Here is a 20,027-nt window from a genome sequence, read left to right as displayed (position 1 = left end):
GATGAACTACAAAACACTGCTTGCCGTTTGCCTGATGTTGGGTGGCGCCCTTGAGCACCGACTGCTGATGGCCAGTCCAGAGCAGGAACTGGGCCAGCACTATGCCCACCTTTGGCGCGACAGCGATCTGGGCTATCAGGACACCTCGGCCAAAATCCGTTTGACCCTGGTGGAGAAGGGCGGCGCCAGCACCGACAGGTTCATGCGCATGAACAGCTTTGAGACCGAAAGCAAGGCGGTTGGGGACAAGGTGCTGCTGACCTTCGAGGCCCCGGACAACATCAAGAATTCACGGGTGTTGATTCATTCCAAGATCAAGGAGGGAGACCAGGTCTGGCTGTATTTGCCCGCCCTCAAACGAGTCAAGCGCGTCGCCGCGGCCGATCGTTCCGGAGCCTTTTCCGGCAGTGAGTTCTCTTACGAGGACATCGGCTCCATGGAGGTCGGCAATTACGACTACCAGTGGCTGCGCGACGAGCCCTGTGGTGATGCCCAGTGCGCGGTGGTCAAGCAGATTCCGCTGTATCCGTACTCGGGTTATTCCTCGATCTGGGTCTGGTACAACAAGGCGGATTACCGGCAGATGAAGACCGAGTACTACGACCGCAAGGGTGCCAGGTTCAAGACCTTGTCCCTGGATAACTATCAGTTGTTCCTGGGGCGTTACTGGCGGGCGTTGAACATGACCATGGTCAATCACATCACTGGCCGGCAGACCATTCTGGTCAGCTCCGACGTGCAGTTTCGAACCGGCCTCAGGGAGGATGCATTCGAGCCGGCCAGGCTCGGAAACCTCACTCAATGATTGTTGACGGACGCCGTCGGCTGGCAAGGTCGCAACTGGCAACACTGGTCCTGTTGTGGGCCAGCGCAGATGCGCTGGCCGAGTCGCCCCATTCATTGTCGGCCAAGGTTTCGCTCAAAAGTTACTACTTTCCGTCTTCGCCAGCTGAAGGCGTCGACGATCAGCAGTTGCCGAGCACGGCGCAGTTCGGCCTGGATTATCAGTACCTGCAGAGTTGGGATGAGTTGCGCATGCGTGTGGTGGCTAATCCGCGCTACAGGGCCAGTGACGACACTGATCCGCGCCCGAGCTTCTATTGGGACGAACTGTTCGTGCTGCTGGAGCAGGACGATCACGAACTGAAGCTGGGGCGCATCAAGGAGCATTGGGGCGTGATGGAGACCCGTCAGCTCGTCGACGTGATCAATACCTACGACAATCTGGATGGCCTGCAGCCGGAAGAAAAACTTTCGCAGAAAGCATTGAAGCTCGCCAGCACCCTGGGACCCGGCCATTTGAGTCTGTACTTGCTGGATGGATTCGAACCGGTCCAATTCTATTCCGAGCCGGCTCGATTTGCCGCGTACCGGGTCCAGCCTCCGGCCGAATACATTCACGGGGCTGACCCGGATGGGATTGACCTGGCAGCGCGCTACTTCGTTTCGTTGGCCGACCTGGATATAGGGTTGAGCTACTTCAAGGGCACCAACCGGGCTGCGGCGTTCCGCGAGGAGGGTGACAGCCTGGTGGCCCAGTACACACAGGTGACGCAATGGGGGCTGGATGCGATCTGGGTGGAGGAGCAATGGTTGTACAAACTCGAGGCGCTGGACCAGCGAGTCTCGGACAGCGACTACAACTCCAGGAAGCTCTCTGTCGGGCTGGAGTACGCCATCACCCGGGCGTGGCGAGACTCGGACCTGAGTCTGATCGCCGAGTATCACCGTGACCGCGATCAACGCCTGGCGCCGGTCAGCATTTTCGACCGCAAGTTTCTCTTGGGCGCACGCCTGGAGATCAATGATGCCTACTTGTCCTCGGTGTTTCTGGGCTACACCGCCCAAGCCTCCGACCAGGGTAACAACATGCTTAGCGCATCTCTGGACCTGGGACTCAGCGATGCGCTGCGGACCGCTCTCAGCGCGGTGATTATTAACAGTTCCCATAGCGACGAAACCTGGGATGCGCTGTCCGGCGACTCGCATGTGGCGCTTGAGGTTTCCTATTCATTTTGATCGACCATCGGCAAAGGTTTGTCGTTCCGATCCTGCCGCTAAACACAGAGGTACCTACATGGATACGTTGCTACAGATCGTCGGGTTCGGCCCGGCGGCCCTGGGGTTGTTCATCACCGCGGATCGCAATGGGCAGTTGCAGGGGTTACTCGAGCGAGGTTTTCAGGTGCATGAACGTAGTGCGTCCATCGCGGATTGGGACTGCCTGGCTTATGACATAGAAGCCAACTCGCCGATTCATGATTTTCTCAAGGGCATCCGTGTGGACGGGGTCTTCGCCGACTGTCTGCGACAGCCCATGGTTCAGCGCTGGTTGCAGGCGCCGGAACAAGTGGTGCCGTTGAGTGAGGTGTCGATCTTTTTGCGCCAACTGGCCGAGGTGGTGGTGGCGCTGTGCGCGGAGCATCCACGGGCGGCGATAGCGTTCGGACACAGGGTCGACACGGTAAGGGTCGCTGGCAGCGGCTTTGCAGTGACCGGTGATTGGGGCCGCAGCGCCAGTCGTTACCTGGTGCTGGCCTGCGGCGCGCGGGTCCGCGATCTCGAGCTGGAAAGCACGGCTTTGGGGAACGCGGTCGAGCGGCAATGGCCGCAGCCGATCTGTTCAGATCGCTTGCTTCGGGGGCAGGCCGATCAATGCCTGCGTGAAACCCTGGAGCAGGGGCGGCGGGTGCTGGTGCTGGGGGGCAGTCACAGTGCCTTTTCCGCGGTGGGCTATTTGCTCGAGCGCTTCGACGGGTTGCTGGCTCCCCAGGCAATTCAGGTGCTGTGCCGCAAGCGTCCGGCCTTATGGTCGGCCTCGAGCGTGCAACCGACGCAGTTGCAGGCACTGGATGTGGTGGATGAGGAAACCGGCGAGGTCAATCGCTTCTGCGGCTTGCGTGGCGCGGCCCGACAAACTCTTTTGAGTGTCGAGGCCGGGCAGGAGGCAAGCGTGGTTCTGCACATCGGTAGCACCGACATCGGGCCCTGGTTGGGCGATGCGCCATTGCTGATTAATGCCACGGGTTACCGTCCACGCTTGCCGACGCTGCTCGATCCGCTGGGCATTCCCATGGCCCTTGATCAGGTCGAGGGCAATCTGTGCAAGCACCTTCAGACCCATGAACTGACGGCCCAGGGGGTCGCCGTGAGCGGGCTCTTCGGCACCGGGCTGGGGTTTTCCGATCGCCGTGGGCAGACCCTCGAAGTCGGGGTGAATTTTTTCCATGGCCGTTGCGCCAGCAATATTCTTCAAGCCGTGCTCTGACGGCGTCACCATTTATCAAGGCAAGCAGGAGGCTGCATGGAAGAGTTCGCTGCAATCAGATCACGGTTACACACAGGGTTGTCGAGACTACCGGCACTCGCGGCGGTCGATGAGGCCGCGCTGGACGACTTGTTATCCAAACTCACCGGCCCTCAGCGGGTGTATCAACTCCTGTCATCCCGGCTCACGGTGCGCCAAGTCCTGTGGTGCCTGGCCGACCTGAGGGCCAATGAGCAACTTCGCCAAGTGCGCGACGCTGGCCAATCTCGTCTAGCGCTGGACGGACCGGGCGGTCGACGTCTGCCAGGGCAGGGGCTGCATCTGGTCAGCGATGGCTGCCTGCAATTGAACCCGCGCTTCAGAGAGATTCTCACCGACCTGCTCAGTGACAAGAAAAGTCAGTACAGCCAGTCGGTCGAGACCTACGAAACCCTGATCCGTCGCTACAAGATCATGCAAAGCCTGGGCGATCTGAATCACCACAGCCTGCTGCTGTTGGGCGATGACGCGCTGTTTTCACTGTTCCTGGCACTGCACGGTTATCGCCAGCAGATAGTGGTCGCCGATATAGACCCCGAATTACTCGCGACCATCGATCAGGTTGCCAGGGCCCAGGGGATCGACAACATCGAGATCGTCGAATATGACGTTTTTCAGCCATTGCCAGCGGCCCTGATCGGGCGGTTCGATTGTTTCGCGGTCAACGGCTTCAAGGATCTGGGCGGCTTGCTGATGTTTATCTGTCGTGCTCTTCAGGCACTCAAGGCACCTGCGGCGATGGGCGGTGGTTATCTCAATTTCGGCAATCATGAAGTGCACTCCGCCAGTCAGGTCAAGCTTGAGGCGGAAATCCATCAGGCCCTGGCCAGGTTCGGACTGTACATGGATTATTGCCTGCCTTGTCCCGAGACTCATGTCTGCGGAGCGTTCGAAGAGGCTTTTGTCTCCAGCATAGAGGACTTGGCCGAACAGGCCGAAGGCCAACGCCAGCACGCTTGCGACCAAGTGCTGGAGGGTCTGCGGCAACGTTTTGGGCACCTGTCCTGGGTGGAGATGCACAACTTTCCCGACATCCAGCTTTCGCCCTTGAAAATGGGCCGCTGCCGGATCGTGGAGCGCAATGATCGGGAAATTTCCCGGTTCCTGCGGTTGGGGCAACTGTATGCGCGTAATGCCAGTAGCGTCGGCTGATTGGAGCGGCCATCGACCGGCCGCCTTCCGAGTGCGTCGCCGATGAGCGGCCGGGTTGTGGTGCTGTCGCCGCATCCGGACGATGGTATCTGGTCCCTTGGGAGCGGCATCGGTCGTTGGGCTGGAAGGCGCCAGGTGCTGCTGTTGACGCTGTTCGATGGTGACGCGGCGCCGGGAGGCGTGTTGGCCAGTGCCCCAGAGGCGCGCTGGCGGCGTTTTGCCCAGCCTTGGCAACGCCGTCTGGAGGACCGCAAGGCCGCCGCTTCTCTGGGCTATGAGCTCTTGAGCATGGGCTTGGAGGATGCCGCTTTAAGGGTTGCTCAGAACGGACAGTTTGCCTATGACAGTCCCCAGGCATTGTTCCTCGCTCAGGACTCAGCGCATTGGCCTGTGCCACAGGCCGACCAGTTGGCCCGGATTCAGGCGCTACTGCGGCCAGAAGATATCGTCTGTGCACCCCTGGCCATCGGGCGCCATGTCGATCATTGCCTGACCCATTGCCTGGCTCGCCAACTGCGTAATCCGTTGTATTTCTACGGTGAGTTTCCCTATGCCAATGACCTGGACGAGTCCGCCGTGCACGAGCATATCGAGGCACTGGGGTTATTGGCCCACAGTGAGGACATCGCCTGTTCGTGGTCCGCCTGGCGCGAGGCTGCGTTGGTCTACCGCAGCCAGGTGCTGATGTTGTTTGCTGGCCAGGGGCGCTTTCTCGAACAATTGACCGATCACTGTCGGGTGCAGGGTGATACCGCGTTTTGTCGGATCTGGTCGACCCGTTCGATGTAACGGGCCAGGGAACCGGTAGGTGATAGCAATTCGTCAAGCGCCCAGGCCTCGGGAGTCCGTGCCTGTCGCTGAAACAGCGTCAGATTGTGCTGGTGGTCTTCCCAGCGCGTCGGGTTGTAATGGGACATGTGGTAGCCGCAGGCCGCAGCTTCCAGGAAGATCGGGACGCCGGCTTTCCAGAGTCGGTAACCGAAGTCCAGGTCTTCCATGCCCCAGCGTGTGCCGTAAGACACATCGAAGCCGTCGACCCGGTCCCAGGCCTCTCGAGAGACTGAAATATTCGCCCCGGCGCTAGCCAGCCACGGCCATTCCACAGCTCTATGATGTTCGGCTGCCTGTTCCAGGGGATTGGCCATGACTCTTGCGAGATGTGGGCTCCAGCGTCCCTCAAGCAGGTCGTCTTGCAGTATCGGCGGGCAGCCGGGGGTGCCCTGGGCAGGGTCCGCCTGATTGCCCAAGGCGATCAGTTCGCGAAGCCGTCCGTGTACCAGGCCCGGCTGGCGCTGCTGAGCCTGGATATGCGCTTCGATAAAGCCATCTTGCACCAGAATGTCATCGTCAATGAACAGCAGAATGCTGCCGCTGGCAACGCTGGCCCCCAGGTTTCTGGCCGCTGCGCGCCCCAGCCCCGGGGTCTTTAGCACGCGGGCGAACTCCAGATGCTCAAGCTGCTCAAGCACATCCGGTTCCGCCGCATCGGCGACGATGATCGTTTCGAAATGGCAGCGCCGCTGCTGGCGCCGCAGACTCGCCAGGCACAAGCGTAAGCGTTGCGCCTTGGCGTGCACCGGCATGATTACTGAAAGCTGCATCTGGCTCTCTCGTCGCGAATGTGCTCAGGCCAGGTCTGGCTGCCGGGCACGTTGGTTGAGCCGGTAGTGGCGCAGGGTCATCAGCAATGCGGCCAGTAGGTTACCGACCAATATGGCCTCAACTATGCCGTTGAGCCCACGTTGAAAATGCAGGGTCAGCAGCCATCCCAGGGGCGTCATGACCACCAGGTAGGCGATGGCGTGAATGGTGGTCGGCGCCATGGCGTCCTCGCGACCGCGCAGCGCGTTGGACATCACGCCCTGCCAGGCATCGAAGGGTAATGCCAAGGCGAGCAGCAACATGACCGGCATCGCCACCTGCAGCAGCTGACCGTCATTGCTGTATTGAGCCAGCATCGGTCCGGGCAGCACGGCGAGCAGCAGGGCGCAGACGGCGGTGAGGGAGACACCGAGGAACAGCCCGCTCCAGGTGGACAGGTTGATATCGCTTGAGTCGCTGTTGCCGTGGGCCATGCCCACCTGGATCGAGGTGGCGAAGCCGATGCCCATGGGGATCATGAACAGGATCGAACGGATGTTGACCACTACCGCGCAGGCGGCGGCGATGATCGGTGAAGCGACCCCGGCCATAACCGCAATCAGCATGAATGCCCCGGCCTCGATCCCGAAGCTCAAGCCGCCGCCATAGCCGATGTGGCGCTGCATCTTCCATTCGGACCATGCCCACTGGAAGCGCTGGTTGATACCAAAATCGGCCCGGTCAGCCATAATGCGGTGCACATACAGCACAATCGCCAGGGCCATTAGCACTCTGACGATAGTGGTGCACCAGGCCGATCCCACGGCCCCCATCTCATTAAATCCGAACTCCCCATAGACCATGGCATAGCACAAGACGCCATTGATGAGGTTGCCGCCCAGGATCACCACGGTCGCCGGCAGGGGACGGGAGATGCCTTCCAGAAAAAACGAGTAGGCGATGTAGATAAGGATCGCCGGCAGTCCGAGGGCGACGATCATCATCAGTTCTGAAATCGCCGCAGCCAGAGGCGCTTGCACGCCGAACACCGTCAGCAGTGGCAGACTGGCAAGGCTGGCCAGCGCACACGCCAGGCCTAGGCCAAGGGCGTAGACGATGCCACGCTGAGCGGCCAGGCCGGCTTGTCTTGGTTCCTGCTTGCCGATGGCGATCGAGCCCATGACCAGGATCCCGAACAGCAGGCCGGCAGCGATCAACATATAGGTGTCGGCGATGGCATGGGTGATGGAAATAGCGGCCAGCGACTCGGTGGCATAACGGCCCACCATGATGGTGTCGACCAGTGACAGTAACAGGAAACCGATGCGCGATATGACAATCGGCCCCGATAGCCTGGACAGTTGCACAAGCTTGTCTTTGAGCAATTTGAAATCTGCCATGGGTTTTCTCCTTGGTCGGTGCGGGAGGTATCAGTGGCGTGGATGATTGACGCCTGTCGGGTTCGACAAATGCGGATACATGGCGGACATGGCTGAGGCCAGTGAGCGCAACTTCCGGTATTCGAGTTCGCGGCTGTTCGCGCATTCGCCCAGCAGGGCAATTCTGCTGTCTAGAAAATCCCGATAGGGCGCCAGGTTTTCCTGAGGGGCGAACGCCAGCGGCGTGTCGGTTCCGGCGACGCTCAGGGTCAGGCTGGGCTGCTCGACCCGGTTCTGGCTGAATCCGAAGGTGGTGTGCAAGCGCAATTGCCCGGCACTGCCAAACAGCGTAATCACGGTTTCATCGCGCTGTTGGTGGGAGGCCCAGGCCGTACTCATGCGGATCAGGGCACCGTCGTGGGTCTGCAGGCAACTGTAGGATTGCGATTCGACCTCGATGGTGCCAGCACCGTCGCAGTCCTGGTCGGCGCGCCAGGTAGCCCGGCGCGCGCCTTCATTGGCGTCTGCCGGAACATGGTTGCATAGCGCCGCGTCGACCTGCGGGTAGTCGAGCACTTGCAGGGCGATTTCCAGCAGGTGCCAGCCCAGGTCGGCCCCTGAGCCTGCCAGGGCTTGGTCCGCGCGGGTGAACCACGAACCGGGGCGAGGCACGCCATTGCTCCTGCGCCAGCTGACGTCGATGCAATACGGCGTGCCAATATCGCCCCGGGCGACCGCAGCGAGCAGGGCGCGTACATCACTGCGATGAGAGGCGGCCGCGGTTACCGATAGATCGACCCCGGTTTGCTGGCTGTGTTCGATCAGGGTATTCGCGTCGCTTGCCGACAGACAGGCCGGTTTTTCCAGAATGACGTGCAAACCCTTGTTCATGGCCTTTAGTGCCTGCCTGACGTGACTGGCGTTGGGTGAGCAGATAAATGCCAGATTGCAGCCTTGCAGTGCCTGTTCGCTCATGCAGCTGTGCTGACGCGGTGCGGGTGACGCTTGACTGAAGGCCTGTCGAGAGCCAGGGTCAGGGTCGATGACCGAGACGATTCGAGCCTCCTGTTGCTGCAGCAACGGGCCCCAAATGGTCCGCACCACCCACCCGGCGCCGATGAATGCGACACGCGGATCCTTCATTGTTCATTGGCCAGGTGTTTGAGTACTTTGGATATTGCCGCGGCAATATCCAGGGTGTCTTGTTCATTCCCCAGCAACGCGCGGTGATGAATCCAGATCCCTTGTTGAGCGACATGTTCGCTGACAGGGCAAGCGGCAATGTAGTGGGCCAGGTCGTGCTCCACAGGTGCCGGTGGTTGCCAGAAACTCGGAATGCGATAGAGCGTTTGGTAGGCTCGAAAGGCGGGTATGCCCTCGGCAATCAGGGCGTCGACCGCTTGGTTACGATCCAATGGAGCCAGCCCGGGGAGTTGCTTGATAGTGAAGAGAAACATGTAATAGGGATGGGTGTGAGCGTCCAGAGTCCGAGCCTGTGGCGTAACCAGTCCTTCGCGCTCCAATACCTCGGTCAAGAGTCGGGCGTTGTGCTGGCGAATCTCTGTTTGATGGTTCAAGCGCGACAACTGGACGCCGAGAATGGCGGCGCTGAACTCGCTCAAGCGGGCATTGGTGCCGACCACGGTGTGCTGATAGCTGCGATCCCCCTGTGGGCGCCCGCAATTGCCGTAGAGGAAGACTTTTTCCCGCAACTCTTCATTCGGGCACAACACCAGGCCACCTTCGCCCGCCGTCATCAGCTTGAAGTTCTGGAAGCTGAAGCAGGCCAGGGTGCCGTATTCGCCGATGCCGGTATTCGAATAGCCCCGGGCACCGTGAGCATGAGCCGCGTCCTGGATAATCGTCAGGCGATATTGGTCGGCAATTCTCAGCAGGGTGGCCATGTCACACATATGCCCGGACATATGCACGGGGATGATAGCCCGGGTCCGAGGACTGATGTTGGCCTCCACGGCGGCCGGATCGATGCACAAGGTGTCTGGGAGTATGTCGACAGGGATGGCTGTCGCACCGATGCGCTGGCAGGCCATCGAGGTTGAGATGAAAGTGAACGCAGGGACGATGACCTCATCACCGGCAACGATACCGGCGGCCTGTAGGGCGATTTCGATGGCTACTGTGCCATTGGCGACGGCGAACGCTGAATGGCCGCCGTGCAATTGAGCGAAGGCACTCTCAAAGTTGAGGTTCTCGTTGCCCTGCATGCGCCACCATTGACCCTGGTGCAGACTGCGCAGCAATGCTGTTTCTTCTTCTGCTCCGAACTGCGGCCAGTCCGGATAAGGGGTTTGACGTACGGGTGTACCGCCGAGAATAGCTAAGGTCATTTATTCAATCCCTTGAAAGTTGATAAGCGGGCGAACGGACAGGCTGTTCGCCGAGAGTTATAAAAGGAGTCAAAGTGTTCGGAAGGTCATGCGTGTAAAGTTGTAATTTGGAAGTTTTTTTTGCTCGCGAAAAAGTAGGTTTTGATAGTTGTGATTTACCTGCTTTGTTCTTTGCTCAGTTGCTCGAAAAGAAGATAGCACGGCTTGAAAATCTCTAGGAAAGGTTATTTTTAGAAATCTTTTGTAATATTATGAAATAACCTCGAATTTGCATTTCTCGTGCTGTTTTAGTTCCTGTGTTAAAAAGTGGCGAATGACCAAGCGCTCTGCTGTCATTGCTTTCTGTGCCCTATGGTGTGGGCTGTCCGGGTATAGAGTATTTGTTCGGAAACTCTCTGGCGTCAAAAAGTGCCGACTTATTTAACTTGCATACTCTGCTGGGTAGGCGGCAGGTAGTGCTTTGTCTGGTGTTTGCTTTGTAGTGGTCGGGTGTGCGTTGTATGAGCGTGACACTGTCATTACGGGGTTGTGTTTCAGTGTTTTCAAATGATTAAAAACAGGCTGGATTCAGGGATGATAAAAGGTCGCGCGATATTATGAGAACACTCGTTGTCATTACGGAAGGGATGGACCCGCTAGTACTTGAGTCGGAAGTTTCAAAGGGGCGGCTTCCCTGGTTCTCGCAGCGTATGCGGAGCCGCTCTTATCGGCATTTGAATTGCGGTCCGGTGCCCTACGAACCGAGTAATCTGGCGACGGCTTTTTCTGGAGTGAATCCAGGGCAACACGGTTGTTTTTCTTATTGGAGTGCCCACAGTTCCGGAGAGATTCCGCGGATTCTCGAGTCGACCGATGTTATGGCGCCTCGCCTGTGGGAATGGCAGGAAATGGCGGATCAGCGTTTCGCGGTCATTAATGTGCAGCTGACGCATCCGCCACGGCCGTTGAACGGCACATTGATCACCTACCCCATGCAAAACTCCATGAACACAAGCCATCCGCGCAGCTTGCTGAGGGACCTGAACGGTCTCGGGGTGCGCTACGCCCACGATGTTTCGCTGTTCTACACCGGTCAGCCCTTTGAGGACTTCGCCACTCAGGCCTACCGCATCGCCGAGCACCAGCTCGATAGCGCCATGGCGCTTGGAGCTGACGCGGATGTAATGATCGTTAACCTGACCCTGGCGGATCGCTTGTCGCATTTTCTATGGTACGAGATGCACGAGCCCGATGCTTCGCCACGTCCGCATATCCTGCGTGCCTACGATTTCATCGACCGTGCCTGCCAGCGCCTGCAGTCATTGGCGCCTGAGTCGATGCTGGTGTTTTCCGAGATGGGTTTTGGCGAGTTGAGCGGGTTTTTCTCCATCGACGAACACCTCAGGGCAGCAGGCCTGCAAGTGCTCGACCAGAACGGCTGCGTCGATCTGGAACGTAGCGTGGCCCTGGAAACGGTGCAGGGCTCCCACGGTGTGATGCTCTGCGCTGACTTGTGCAATGAAGGACGCTCCAGCCCCCAGCAGCGCCAGGCGGTCGAGCAATGTTTGCGCGGCATTCGCTTCAGCGATGGCAGTGCGGCGCTCGCCGATGTCCGTCAGCGAGAGGAGGTTTATCAAGGGCCTTACACCCACCTGGCGCCGACCTTGATCGTCACCCCCGCCGATGCACGACGTCCGCCGTTGGGAGACTCGCGCTGGGCCAATCACGTGCGGCGTACATCGCAGTCGGGCTGGCATCGTGACAAAGGCTTCGTGTTGCTCGAGGGGGCGGGGATCGAGGCGCCGCCAGGTCCGTTGCAGTTGCAGCAGATTGCTCCCTCAATCGCGGCGTTGAGTGGTTGCTCGGCGCCTGCCCATTGTGAAATGTCGAGCTTTGTATGCTGAACCTGGCCCTGAGCCGGGAGCCTCTGGCGAAAAGCATTCTGGCCAATCTGGCGAAAGTCGATGTCCACCATCGTCGATTCAGCGTTGCCGCGACCGAAACCGCGCTCTACGGTTTTTCGGCGGGTGATCTTGAGCAGCTGAAATCCCTGGGGCTGGCCTCGGCGGTTCTCGGGCAGGATGAGTTCTTCGATCCGGACGATCTGTACAACCTGTCGCTGCATCTGCGCTTGCCGTCGTTGCACAAACTGGCGATGCGCAGTTGGGCGGTGGCCTTTCGCGAGTCTTACCGCGAACGGCACTTCGATGTGGTCTATTCGCTCAACGAAAAAAGCCCGCCCAAGGGGGCGATTCAGGTGTTGACCGCTGTGGGAAACCTCCTGACGTTGCCCGTGCCTGAGGACGGTGATTTCTACCGGGAGCACTTGGTTATACCGGGCCGAACTGTGCTTTTGCCAAGCCCGTTTCGGGAACTGGTCGAAGAGGTCAGTGCCGACATGCAGTTCTACATGCTGCACGACGGGGTGCGCTGGGATCTTGAGTTCATGAGCAAGCACAAACTGGCCGAGTGCGGCGGTTTCTCCAAATTGTTGGTGGAGCAGGCCCGTCGTCGCGGTTTGCCGGCGCGACAAGTGTTCGGTCTGTTGCTCAGTTCTCCTTATGCCACCGGCCACTACTGGGCCGAATTGCAAATCTGCGGTGAGTGGATTGCCGTTGACCCGCTGATGATTCGCCTGTTGTCACAACAGGCGGGATTATCACGTGGTCTGTGGCCGCTGCACCGATCACCGATGAGTGCCTTGTTGAGGCTTTCTCCTATCGACGCGTATGACCAGGACGGGGCGCCTTGTCTGAGCTGCTTCGAACACAAGTATTTCCGTCAGCTCCCTGTGGCGACGGCAGGGACCATGCAATATCGGGTGTCATACAGGGTAGCTGTTCAGCTGCCAGTTTAATTCGATCGCACGTAGGGAAAATCATGCTGCAACTCAATGGACGGGTCTGTCTGGTCACAGGGGCTTCCGGTGTGCTGGGCGCTGCAATATGCGAAGAGTTGGTCCGTGAAGGCGCCTTTGTCGTCGGGCTGTACCACCGCAATATTGAGCTTATGCAAGCCTTGATCGCAAGGACGGAGGCACTGCCCGGCATACTCACTGCGCTGGAGTGTGATTTGACCTCCAGGGAGGCCACCACGCGGATGCTGGCAACGCTGACTGAAGGCGCAAACCCAATCGACGCATTGGTTTGTTGTGCCGGAAAAATGCTGCGCAAATCCGCCTTGTTGAGTAACCAGACGGATTGCGATCAGCTATTCGAACTCAATTTCGACTCCACGACACGCCTGATTCGGCAGGCTCTACGCCCCATGTTGAAGCGGCGTGAAGGGCGAATCGTGCTGATCGGTTCTCGAGCTGGCGAGGGTGGTATGCCCGGGCAAAGTCTATATGCCGCCTCCAAGGCGGCATTGCACAGTTTTGCCAGATCGTTGGCGTTCGAGGTCGGTGAGTACGGCATCACTGTGAACGTTGTAGCGCCGGGAGCTGTGGAGGGACCACGAACTCACTACAGCGAGGCTGACGCACGGCAGATTTGTCAGAGCATTGGCCTGCGCCGTCTGGGCCGGCCCGATGAAATCGCGCCGGTCGTGGGTTTTCTCGTTTCGGCACGCGCCTCCTATATCAATGGTGCGGTGATTGCTGTCGATGGCGGGGGGCGTTTCTGATGCATTGTGCAAGTATTGATCTTGGTGGCAGCAAAATGGCCATTCATTTCAGCGTTGCGGGGCGGATTGTCCAGCGCGAACGAATTGAGATCCCGGCAGGCTGCATACCGCAAAGCATCCTCACACAAGCCGTGGCCATACTGGATAAGCAGATTGCCCTCTACGGTCCGATCAATACCTTGGTGATTGCCAGCGCGCCGACCCTCAATTCCGACGGGACCATTATCCGCTGGCCTAACCGCTCCGACTGGGAGGGTTTGGCTATAGGCCCGGCTTTCCGCATCGTCGGGGTCGAGCGGGTGATCTGGTGCGATGACGGCACGGCTGCGACCTTCGGTGATGCAACGGTAATGCGTGCCTCGAACCTGGTGCACTTTTCCCTGGGGACCGGAGTGGGCGGCGGCGTGGTTTATCAAGGCCGCATATTGCCTGATCGGGAGTTGGGCCATTTGCTGGTCTGGCCGGGGGGCGCACCTTGTAGCTGCGGCCGTGCGGGGTGCTTACAGGCCTATGCGTCGTTCCGTTCGCTCGACAAGTTTGTGGCCTCGATGGGGTTCTCGGATGAGGCGACGCTGAATCATTGGCGCCTTCGTGCAGTGCAAGCACTTGCATTGGCGATCGCCAATCTCGTGGAGCTGTTCAGGGTCGAAGTGGTTTGCCTGGGAGGAGGAATGCTCGGTCGCTTTCCGGAAATGCCTCAACTAGTTGGTTCTTTGCTTTGTGAGCCCGGTTATTTGAAGCCATCCCTGTCTCCGCCGTTGGTCATGCATTCCCCGCAAGGGACTGAAGCCTCTGTATTGGGCGGGCTTTATCTGGCGGAAGCCAGCGAAGAAGTTCAAAACGAAATTTGCGAAGGCGGCCTTAATAATCCCAAAGCCACTATTCGCCACGTGGGTAACGGATTGAGTTTCATATCCATGAGTTCAAGGTGAGCAGCATTCGCACCTGTTGGATAACAAAGCCCTTTAATAACACGGAGAGTAGTGCTATGAGCAAAGAAGAAACGGACCGCTCTATCGGGATCAAAAAATTATTAATAAAATCAGCGCGTGCGTGGCTACCCCGTGACCGATTGATTATGTATTTGAGTGGCGTAGTGTTGTTCTCGATGGGGGCGCTGTCATTTATTGTCAGTCGACTGGGTACCGACCCATTGGATGTATTTGTTATTGGCTTGAATGGCAAACTGGATATTGGTATTGGTGCATGCTCTGCGATATTTTCCATTTGTCTGCTGTTTTGGTGGGTGCTCTGGAACAAGCAATGGCCCCCGATCAGTCCGTTTGTAACAACAACCTTGACCGGATTGTTTATCGATCTTTGGTTGTACGCAGGGCTGGATGAAGTGTTGGCATCGAGCTTTGGGTCATACCTGCTGCTCGCTATCGGTCTGGCTTTATGCGCCTATGCCTCGGCATTGATTATCATGAGCGGGATCGGCATTCGAGTCATTGACTTGCTAGTTATTACTATCATGGAAAAGCTTGGATGGTCTTTTACGCTGGCCAAGATGGTACTGGAAATATCGATCTTCCTCTTTGGTTGGAGCCTGGGTGGACCTTTCGGAGTGGGGACTATCGCGTTTCTGCTGATCATCGCTCCTATGATCAAGCCCTTCATGAATATGAATGAACGCTACCTGCGTCTTGGTAATTACGGGCTTAAACACCGAAGCTCGTTGCTGGTAGAGTAGGGCGTAGTTGTATTTTAAGTGAGTTTAGTTGTGTTGGTTTGCGTGCTCCTGTCGGTAGCGATTTTGTGTTTTTTTTGCTCCAGATACTGGCCAGCTCTTGTGGGTACTTGATTGACATCAACCGCGAGGTCATGCCGGAACTTTAATCCTGTATGAAACCGACGCTCGGCAGATACATCGCCCCAACCTCCAGCCCCAGGCACAGTTGTGGTTCTCCAATGGTGTATTCCTTGGTGGACCACCTCCAATTGATCCTACGGCTTGAGGTGCGGGGGCAAGCGATTGGTTTTGCACAGGTACGATTGATATCGTCCTTTTGGCTCTTGATACACCAAAAAAACAAGTCCAGAATCAAGTCCATTCCTGCTTCAGGAATAAAAGAAACCCCTTAGATTTCAATGGGTCGGACGCCAGATTCGAGTCTCGTTTCCCGCTTCAAACATTAAAAAAATGGACCTCTGAAAAGAGGTCCATTTTTTTTGGTCCAAAGAAAAGTCTTCCTTTGGCTTTTTCCGCGACATCCGCTGAAGCCACTCAAATACAGCCCCGATGAGTACATTTTCCATTACATCAATCAATGGCCAGCAGTTGCTGGATACCATTATCGATGTCTCTTATGACCTGATGGCGGTGCGGCGAGGGTGATCACGACTCGCAGCCTGACGTGTCATCGATGCAATCCCTGACAGATCAACTACAGGAGTCGCCGTCGTGTTGCTCGACAGGCAGATTGGAAAAGTAGTTGTAGCCCGGCAGCACTCTGCGGTGCTGCCTGGTTTGCTCAGGACTTCGAAGGAATAGGTGAGCAGGTACGTATTGTGGCTGCTTGAAGCCACTCGCGTAGCGCACGAACTTTCGGTAGTTGGGCACGTTGAGTCGGATAAATCAGGTAGTAAGAGATACCTTGTTCGAGTTCGATATCGAACGGCGCAACAAGCACCCCGTCGTTCAGACTTTCGCGCACCAGATTCAAGTCACCCAGGGCGACGCCTTGTCCGCGGGTCGCTGCGGATAAAGCGAGCTCCAGGGTGTCGAACGATTGTCCTCGGTGAGCAGCTATTCCATCCACTTCGGCCGCCTCCAGCCATCGGCTCCAGCCCTGTACCGGAATACAATGCAATAGGGGTAGATGTCTCAGATCGGCAGGTTCGGTCAGGAGTTTCGCCAGTTCTGGTGAGCAGACTGGTGTTAACCGCTCCTGCATCAGAGGAATGATTTCGACATCCTTCCAGTCACCCCGCCCCTGAATGATCGCAGCATCAATGTCACTGTCTTCGAAGCGTGGTTCCCAGGCGTCGTAGGTGGTTACTCGTACGTCCATATCCGGCATCACGGTGCGTAGTCCCGGCAACAACGGTAGAAACCAGCGCGTTGCCAGGGTGGGAGGCATGCGTAAGGTCAGTACCTGGCCTGCGTTGCGCAGGCTGTTGCACATGTTGATCAGTCGCGCGAAAGCGTCATCAACCACTGGCAGCAATGCTTTAGCTTCAGGAGACAGACGAAGGCCGGTCTTATGGCGAATGAAGAGTGTTACCCCCAGGTATTCCTCCAACTGTTGAACCTGGCGGCTGATGGCGCTTTGAGTGACGAAAAGCTCCTTGGCGGCACGACTGAACATGCCGCAGCGAGCTGCCGCGGCGAACACTTCCAACGCATGCAAGGGTGGCTAGCGACGGCTGAAGTTAGGGCTGACTAATACATGATCTGAAAGCATGGATTGCATGAGAATTTACCGTATTTACTCCAGTATTTGTAGAGTTTAACCTGTTCGTGCCTGTATATACATCGGAGGTAAATAATTAACTCTGTAAGCAGTAGCTGATTTCAAATGATGCTGTACGCGGAGAAGGCGCCAACGTGGTGCAAGTTTCATCCCGTCGCCCCAATAAAGGTCGTCGGGTTTGACTTTGGCAAAGATAGCCATCTAAAAATCATATTAGTTACTTATAAGGCACGTGCCGAAAATCTGCCCTGCTTTTTGCTGATCAAGAAACTTGGTCATGCATGTACAACTGTGCATGTATGGCTCCAATCCACAGCAGACGAATAGCTGAAGTGCAAATGCGCACATACGGCTCATTCGGAATTCATCCTGTTTCATGTAAAGGAGTACTGCATGTCTATATCTCGTATTGCCTTCGCCAGCCTGGTGTTGTTGGTCGCTCTGACAAGCCGGATATCTTTCGCTGCCAACAGCATTAACTGTCCCTATCCAAAGCCGGTGATATTTGCTGGCTTGAATTGGGAAAGCGGAATGTTTACTACTGAGGTGCTGCGTTACTTGTTGGAAAAGGGTTATGGCTGTCAGACCGATGCTTTACCAGGTAATACCATCACCATGGAAAATGCCCTGCGGCATAACGACATTCAGGTTTCGGCCGAACAATGGGCTGGGCGTAGCCCGGTCTGGCGAGAGGCAGAAAAAAACGGTGAAGTATTTTCTGTCGGAGAGACTGTTCAGGGAGCTACCGAGGGGTGGTGGGTGCCGGAATACGTCGTCAAGGGCGACCCCGAACACGGCATCGAGCCGATGGCGCCGGAACTCAAGTCTGTAGCCGATCTGCCGCGCTATAAGAAATTGTTCAGCGATCCCGAGGAGCCGTCCAAGGGGCGATTCCTCAATTGCCCAAGTGGTTGGACCTGCGAGCTGGTTAACAGCCAGAAGCTTAAAGCTTATGCGCTGCAGGATAGTTTTACCAACTTCCGTACCGGCACCGGTGCGGCGCTTGATACCGCGATCAGTTCCGCTATGCGTCAGCGTCAACCGGTATTGTTTTACTACTGGTCACCGACTCCGTTGATGGGACGTTTCAAGTTGATCAAGCTTGAGGAGCCCCCTTTCAGTGAGGCTTCCTGGGCAACTTTGTCGGACCAGAACAACGAACATCCCATCGGCGGCAGTTCATTGCCGACCAAGCTAACTATCGGCGTATCTCGATCTCTGAATGAGCAAGCTCCTCAATTAATCAGCTTGTTTGAAAAGGTCCAATTGCCCTTGCCAGTGTTCAACCAGATTCTTGCCGAAATGAGTATCGGTCGTATGAGGGTGGAGCAAGTCAGAGCGAAGTTCTTACGTGAGCACCGTGAAATTTGGGTCCAGTGGGTGCCGCCAGAAGTCGCCAGGCGTATCGATGAGTCTTTGCTTTGAAGGATAGGTGCATGCAAATTGAACGGAGAGAATTTTAATGAATCATTACCTCAGTGCTCGACAGAAGCGCTTCGTTTCCAAGTTACACAAGTCCGGGGTGGCGCGAGGCGAATGGCCGACCTGGCTATTGATTTGTATAGTGTATGGCAGTTGGCTGCTGCTGGTACTCCACTACGAACAACTTGGCGCACTGGTGACGCTACCATTGCTGGCTCTGGTGGGCGGTCTTTACATGTCATTGCAGCACGAATTGATTCACGGTCACCCAACTCGCTGGCCCATGATTAATGCGCTGATTGGCACGCCTCCCTTGGCTATCTGGTTTCCCTTCGCGTTGTACCGCGATAGCCATCTCAAGCATCACGAAGAAGACAGCTTGACAGTGCCGGGCGTCGACCCCGAAAGCCGTTATGTCACTCACCAACAATGGCAGGAGGCCGGTGTTTTACGCCGTCTGGTGTTACGGGCTGAAAAGACCTTGTTGGTACGTCTAATACTTGGGCCTTTGCGGGTAATTGTAGAATTGGCAATGCGCAAGGTACCTCGCTTGCTGCGGGGTGAGGCCGCGGTATGGAAACGATGGGGGATACATCTGGCGCTTTGCGGGATCCTATTGGGGGCATTGCAATACTATTGTGGTATTCCCGCTTGGTTGTACATGGTGGCGGTCGCTTATCCGGCGCTGTCATTGAGCATGTTGCGCTCGTTCCACGAGCATCGGCCGGCGGTCGAGCCGGCGCAACGCTGTGTGATCAACGAAGCATCCTGGCCGTTTCGCCTGCTGTTTCTCAATAACAATCTGCATCTGGTTCATCACGATCTGCCAGGGCTGCCCTGGTACCTATTGCCGCGAGTATATCGAGCTAATCGGCGAGCCTATCGCCGGCGTAGTGGTGATTTCGTCTTCGACGGCTATGTGCCATTGATGCAGCGCTATGGCATCACCCCGATTGACGAGCCACAGCATCCATTTGTGGTTGGAGGCCGTCATGAGTAATGTTTCGGTGGTTGCCGGATTGTCGATGTACACCGAGCCCGGACTAGTTGCGCAAGCCAGTGCTCAATTAACAGAACTGGTATTGGCTCGTTTAGGGCGAGAACTGCAATCCTCGCAACCGGTAGACTTGATGCAACAATGGCTAAATCCCCAACTCTTGTTCGCACAGACCTGTGGCTACCCACTGATGCATAGCCTCAAAGGCAAGGTTCAACTGATCGCAACGCCTTGTTATGACTTGCCGGGCTGCCAGGGTCATCTACATTGCAGTTGGCTGATAGTTCGTGACGACGACCCTCGACAATCGCTGCCTGAGTTTCATGGTAGTGTTGCAGCGCTGAACGGGTATGACTCCAACAGTGGTATGAATTTGTTCCGCTATAAGGTCGCTCCGTTGAGTCGCGATGGAAGGTTCTTCCGTGAGGTATTGCTGAGTGGTGCCCATGTTCTTAGTTTGGACATGGTCGCTCAAGGGGGGGCGGACCTGGCCTGTATTGATGCCGTCACCTTTGGTTACTTACAACTTCATGAGCCAAGTCGCCTTCGGGGGGTACGTATTCTCGAAGCCACTGCAAGTAGCCCTGCATTGCCGCTGATCGGAGCCATTACGACAACGAACGAAATGTGTTTGTCTGTTCTTGAAGCCTTCAATGCGTGCCTGAAAGAGGCGCCGCTGTTATCTCAAACTCTGGCTCTAAAAGGCTTTGTCAGGTCCAGTATTGAGGATTACCAACGGGTGCTCGACTACCAGCAGAGCGCGCGTGAACTAGGTTACTCGACACTCGCTTGATTTGACTTGTTTCCAGTCAACAAAAAATA

The 20,027-nt window shown here is 56.9% G+C and carries 18 protein-coding genes; 13 read left to right on the top strand and 5 right to left on the bottom strand.

The window, feature by feature from the left end; genetic code table 11:
• Position 1: 1 nt before the first annotated feature.
• From AC1RO5_RS08140 to AC1RO5_RS08120, 5 genes are read left to right on the top strand one after another with little or no spacing between them, the layout of a single operon-like run.
• Complete coding sequence (locus AC1RO5_RS08140; RefSeq protein ID WP_493174297.1) at positions 2 to 805, top strand: outer membrane lipoprotein-sorting protein; 804 nt, start codon at positions 2 to 4, stop codon at positions 803 to 805.
• Entirely contained in the window at positions 802 to 2,019 is a 1,218-nt protein-coding gene (locus tag AC1RO5_RS08135; protein ID WP_493174295.1) for a hypothetical protein, read from the top strand. The genes AC1RO5_RS08140 and AC1RO5_RS08135 overlap by 4 nt, the downstream gene beginning before the upstream one ends.
• Positions 2,020 to 2,077: 58 nt before the next feature.
• Complete coding sequence (locus AC1RO5_RS08130) at positions 2,078 to 3,268, top strand: hypothetical protein (protein ID WP_493174293.1); 1,191 nt, start codon at positions 2,078 to 2,080, stop codon at positions 3,266 to 3,268.
• A gap of 36 nt (positions 3,269 to 3,304) precedes the next feature.
• Positions 3,305 to 4,459: a bis-aminopropyl spermidine synthase family protein gene (locus tag AC1RO5_RS08125; RefSeq protein ID WP_493174291.1), complete on the top strand. Its 1,155-nt coding sequence runs from the start codon at positions 3,305 to 3,307 to the stop codon at positions 4,457 to 4,459.
• Between the two features lie 42 nt (positions 4,460 to 4,501).
• Positions 4,502 to 5,248, top strand: a complete 747-nt coding sequence (locus AC1RO5_RS08120; protein ID WP_493174289.1) for a PIG-L deacetylase family protein — start codon at positions 4,502 to 4,504, stop codon at positions 5,246 to 5,248.
• Here the strand turns inward: AC1RO5_RS08120 and AC1RO5_RS08115 are convergent.
• From AC1RO5_RS08115 to AC1RO5_RS08100, 4 genes are read right to left on the bottom strand one after another with little or no spacing between them, the layout of a single operon-like run.
• Complete coding sequence (locus AC1RO5_RS08115) at positions 5,188 to 6,060, bottom strand: glycosyltransferase family 2 protein (protein WP_493174287.1); 873 nt, start codon at positions 6,058 to 6,060, stop codon at positions 5,188 to 5,190. The genes AC1RO5_RS08120 and AC1RO5_RS08115 overlap by 61 nt on opposite strands.
• 24 nt (positions 6,061 to 6,084) lie before the next feature.
• Entirely contained in the window at positions 6,085 to 7,440 is a 1,356-nt protein-coding gene (locus tag AC1RO5_RS08110; RefSeq protein WP_493174284.1) for an MATE family efflux transporter, read from the bottom strand.
• Positions 7,441 to 7,470: 30 nt separating this feature from the next.
• Positions 7,471 to 8,562: a Gfo/Idh/MocA family protein gene (locus AC1RO5_RS08105; RefSeq protein ID WP_493174282.1), complete on the bottom strand. Its 1,092-nt coding sequence runs from the start codon at positions 8,560 to 8,562 to the stop codon at positions 7,471 to 7,473.
• Positions 8,559 to 9,767 (bottom strand): DegT/DnrJ/EryC1/StrS family aminotransferase, encoded by a 1,209-nt coding sequence (locus tag AC1RO5_RS08100; protein WP_493174280.1) that lies wholly within the window; start codon positions 9,765 to 9,767, stop codon positions 8,559 to 8,561. Before AC1RO5_RS08100 ends, AC1RO5_RS08105 begins: the two co-directional genes overlap by 4 nt.
• 596 nt (positions 9,768 to 10,363) lie before the next feature.
• On the opposite strand from AC1RO5_RS08100, the gene AC1RO5_RS08095 reads away from it, so the two are divergent.
• From AC1RO5_RS08095 to AC1RO5_RS08075, 5 genes are read left to right on the top strand one after another with little or no spacing between them, the layout of a single operon-like run.
• Positions 10,364 to 11,650 carry an alkaline phosphatase family protein gene (locus tag AC1RO5_RS08095; protein WP_493174277.1) on the top strand — a complete coding sequence of 429 codons (1,287 nt, stop codon included), beginning with the start codon at positions 10,364 to 10,366 and terminating at the stop codon, positions 11,648 to 11,650.
• Positions 11,644 to 12,603, top strand: a complete 960-nt coding sequence (locus AC1RO5_RS08090; protein WP_493174274.1) for a transglutaminase domain-containing protein — start codon at positions 11,644 to 11,646, stop codon at positions 12,601 to 12,603. The genes AC1RO5_RS08095 and AC1RO5_RS08090 overlap by 7 nt, the downstream gene beginning before the upstream one ends.
• Positions 12,604 to 12,626: 23 nt before the next feature.
• Entirely contained in the window at positions 12,627 to 13,370 is a 744-nt protein-coding gene (locus tag AC1RO5_RS08085) for an SDR family NAD(P)-dependent oxidoreductase (RefSeq protein ID WP_493174271.1), read from the top strand.
• Positions 13,370 to 14,302: an ROK family protein gene (locus tag AC1RO5_RS08080; RefSeq protein WP_493174269.1), complete on the top strand. Its 933-nt coding sequence runs from the start codon at positions 13,370 to 13,372 to the stop codon at positions 14,300 to 14,302. Before AC1RO5_RS08085 ends, AC1RO5_RS08080 begins: the two co-directional genes overlap by 1 nt.
• A 56-nt stretch (positions 14,303 to 14,358) precedes the next feature.
• On the top strand, positions 14,359 to 15,063 hold the full coding sequence (locus AC1RO5_RS08075) for a YczE/YyaS/YitT family protein (RefSeq protein ID WP_493174268.1): 705 nt from the start codon (positions 14,359 to 14,361) through the stop codon (positions 15,061 to 15,063).
• A 781-nt stretch (positions 15,064 to 15,844) separates the two neighbouring features.
• On the opposite strand, the gene AC1RO5_RS08070 is transcribed toward AC1RO5_RS08075, so the two are convergent.
• Entirely contained in the window at positions 15,845 to 16,714 is an 870-nt protein-coding gene (locus AC1RO5_RS08070; RefSeq protein WP_493174469.1) for a LysR substrate-binding domain-containing protein, read from the bottom strand.
• Positions 16,715 to 17,179: 465 nt separating this feature from the next.
• On the opposite strand from AC1RO5_RS08070, the gene AC1RO5_RS08065 reads away from it, so the two are divergent.
• The 3 genes from AC1RO5_RS08065 to AC1RO5_RS08055 are packed head-to-tail and all read left to right on the top strand — an operon-like array spanning position 17,180 to position 19,998.
• Positions 17,180 to 18,211: an ABC transporter substrate-binding protein gene (locus AC1RO5_RS08065; RefSeq protein ID WP_493174266.1), complete on the top strand. Its 1,032-nt coding sequence runs from the start codon at positions 17,180 to 17,182 to the stop codon at positions 18,209 to 18,211.
• A 37-nt stretch (positions 18,212 to 18,248) separates the two neighbouring features.
• A complete protein-coding gene (locus AC1RO5_RS08060) occupies positions 18,249 to 19,208 on the top strand; it encodes a fatty acid desaturase (protein ID WP_493174264.1) in 960 nt (319 codons plus the stop codon).
• A complete protein-coding gene (locus AC1RO5_RS08055) occupies positions 19,201 to 19,998 on the top strand; it encodes a phosphate/phosphite/phosphonate ABC transporter substrate-binding protein (RefSeq protein ID WP_493174262.1) in 798 nt (265 codons plus the stop codon). The genes AC1RO5_RS08060 and AC1RO5_RS08055 overlap by 8 nt, the downstream gene beginning before the upstream one ends.
• Positions 19,999 to 20,027 lie beyond the last annotated feature (29 nt).

It is taken from the genome of Pseudomonas sp. GW822-FHT02G04 (genome assembly GCF_058802085.1).
The sequence above is the reverse complement of the archived record's forward strand: the minus strand, read 5'-3'. Positions and strand labels throughout refer to the sequence as shown.

Excerpts from the sequence above, each read along its gene's own strand:
- AC1RO5_RS08140 (WP_493174297.1), top strand. The coding sequence starts at position 2 with ATGAACTACAAAACACTGCTTGCCGTTTGCCTGATGTTGGGTGGCGCC.
- AC1RO5_RS08135 (WP_493174295.1), top strand. The coding sequence starts at position 802 with ATGATTGTTGACGGACGCCGTCGGCTGGCAAGGTCGCAACTGGCAACA.
- AC1RO5_RS08130 (WP_493174293.1), top strand. The coding sequence starts at position 2,078 with ATGGATACGTTGCTACAGATCGTCGGGTTCGGCCCGGCGGCCCTGGGG.
- AC1RO5_RS08125 (WP_493174291.1), top strand. The coding sequence starts at position 3,305 with ATGGAAGAGTTCGCTGCAATCAGATCACGGTTACACACAGGGTTGTCG.
- AC1RO5_RS08120 (WP_493174289.1), top strand. The coding sequence starts at position 4,502 with ATGAGCGGCCGGGTTGTGGTGCTGTCGCCGCATCCGGACGATGGTATC.
- AC1RO5_RS08115 (WP_493174287.1), bottom strand. The coding sequence starts at position 6,060 with ATGCAGCTTTCAGTAATCATGCCGGTGCACGCCAAGGCGCAACGCTTA.
- AC1RO5_RS08110 (WP_493174284.1), bottom strand. The coding sequence starts at position 7,440 with ATGGCAGATTTCAAATTGCTCAAAGACAAGCTTGTGCAACTGTCCAGG.
- AC1RO5_RS08105 (WP_493174282.1), bottom strand. The coding sequence starts at position 8,562 with ATGAAGGATCCGCGTGTCGCATTCATCGGCGCCGGGTGGGTGGTGCGG.
- AC1RO5_RS08100 (WP_493174280.1), bottom strand. The coding sequence starts at position 9,767 with ATGACCTTAGCTATTCTCGGCGGTACACCCGTACGTCAAACCCCTTAT.
- AC1RO5_RS08095 (WP_493174277.1), top strand. The coding sequence starts at position 10,364 with ATGAGAACACTCGTTGTCATTACGGAAGGGATGGACCCGCTAGTACTT.
- AC1RO5_RS08090 (WP_493174274.1), top strand. The coding sequence starts at position 11,644 with ATGCTGAACCTGGCCCTGAGCCGGGAGCCTCTGGCGAAAAGCATTCTG.
- AC1RO5_RS08085 (WP_493174271.1), top strand. The coding sequence starts at position 12,627 with ATGCTGCAACTCAATGGACGGGTCTGTCTGGTCACAGGGGCTTCCGGT.
- AC1RO5_RS08080 (WP_493174269.1), top strand. The coding sequence starts at position 13,370 with ATGCATTGTGCAAGTATTGATCTTGGTGGCAGCAAAATGGCCATTCAT.
- AC1RO5_RS08075 (WP_493174268.1), top strand. The coding sequence starts at position 14,359 with ATGAGCAAAGAAGAAACGGACCGCTCTATCGGGATCAAAAAATTATTA.
- AC1RO5_RS08065 (WP_493174266.1), top strand. The coding sequence starts at position 17,180 with ATGTCTATATCTCGTATTGCCTTCGCCAGCCTGGTGTTGTTGGTCGCT.
- AC1RO5_RS08060 (WP_493174264.1), top strand. The coding sequence starts at position 18,249 with ATGAATCATTACCTCAGTGCTCGACAGAAGCGCTTCGTTTCCAAGTTA.
- AC1RO5_RS08055 (WP_493174262.1), top strand. The coding sequence starts at position 19,201 with ATGAGTAATGTTTCGGTGGTTGCCGGATTGTCGATGTACACCGAGCCC.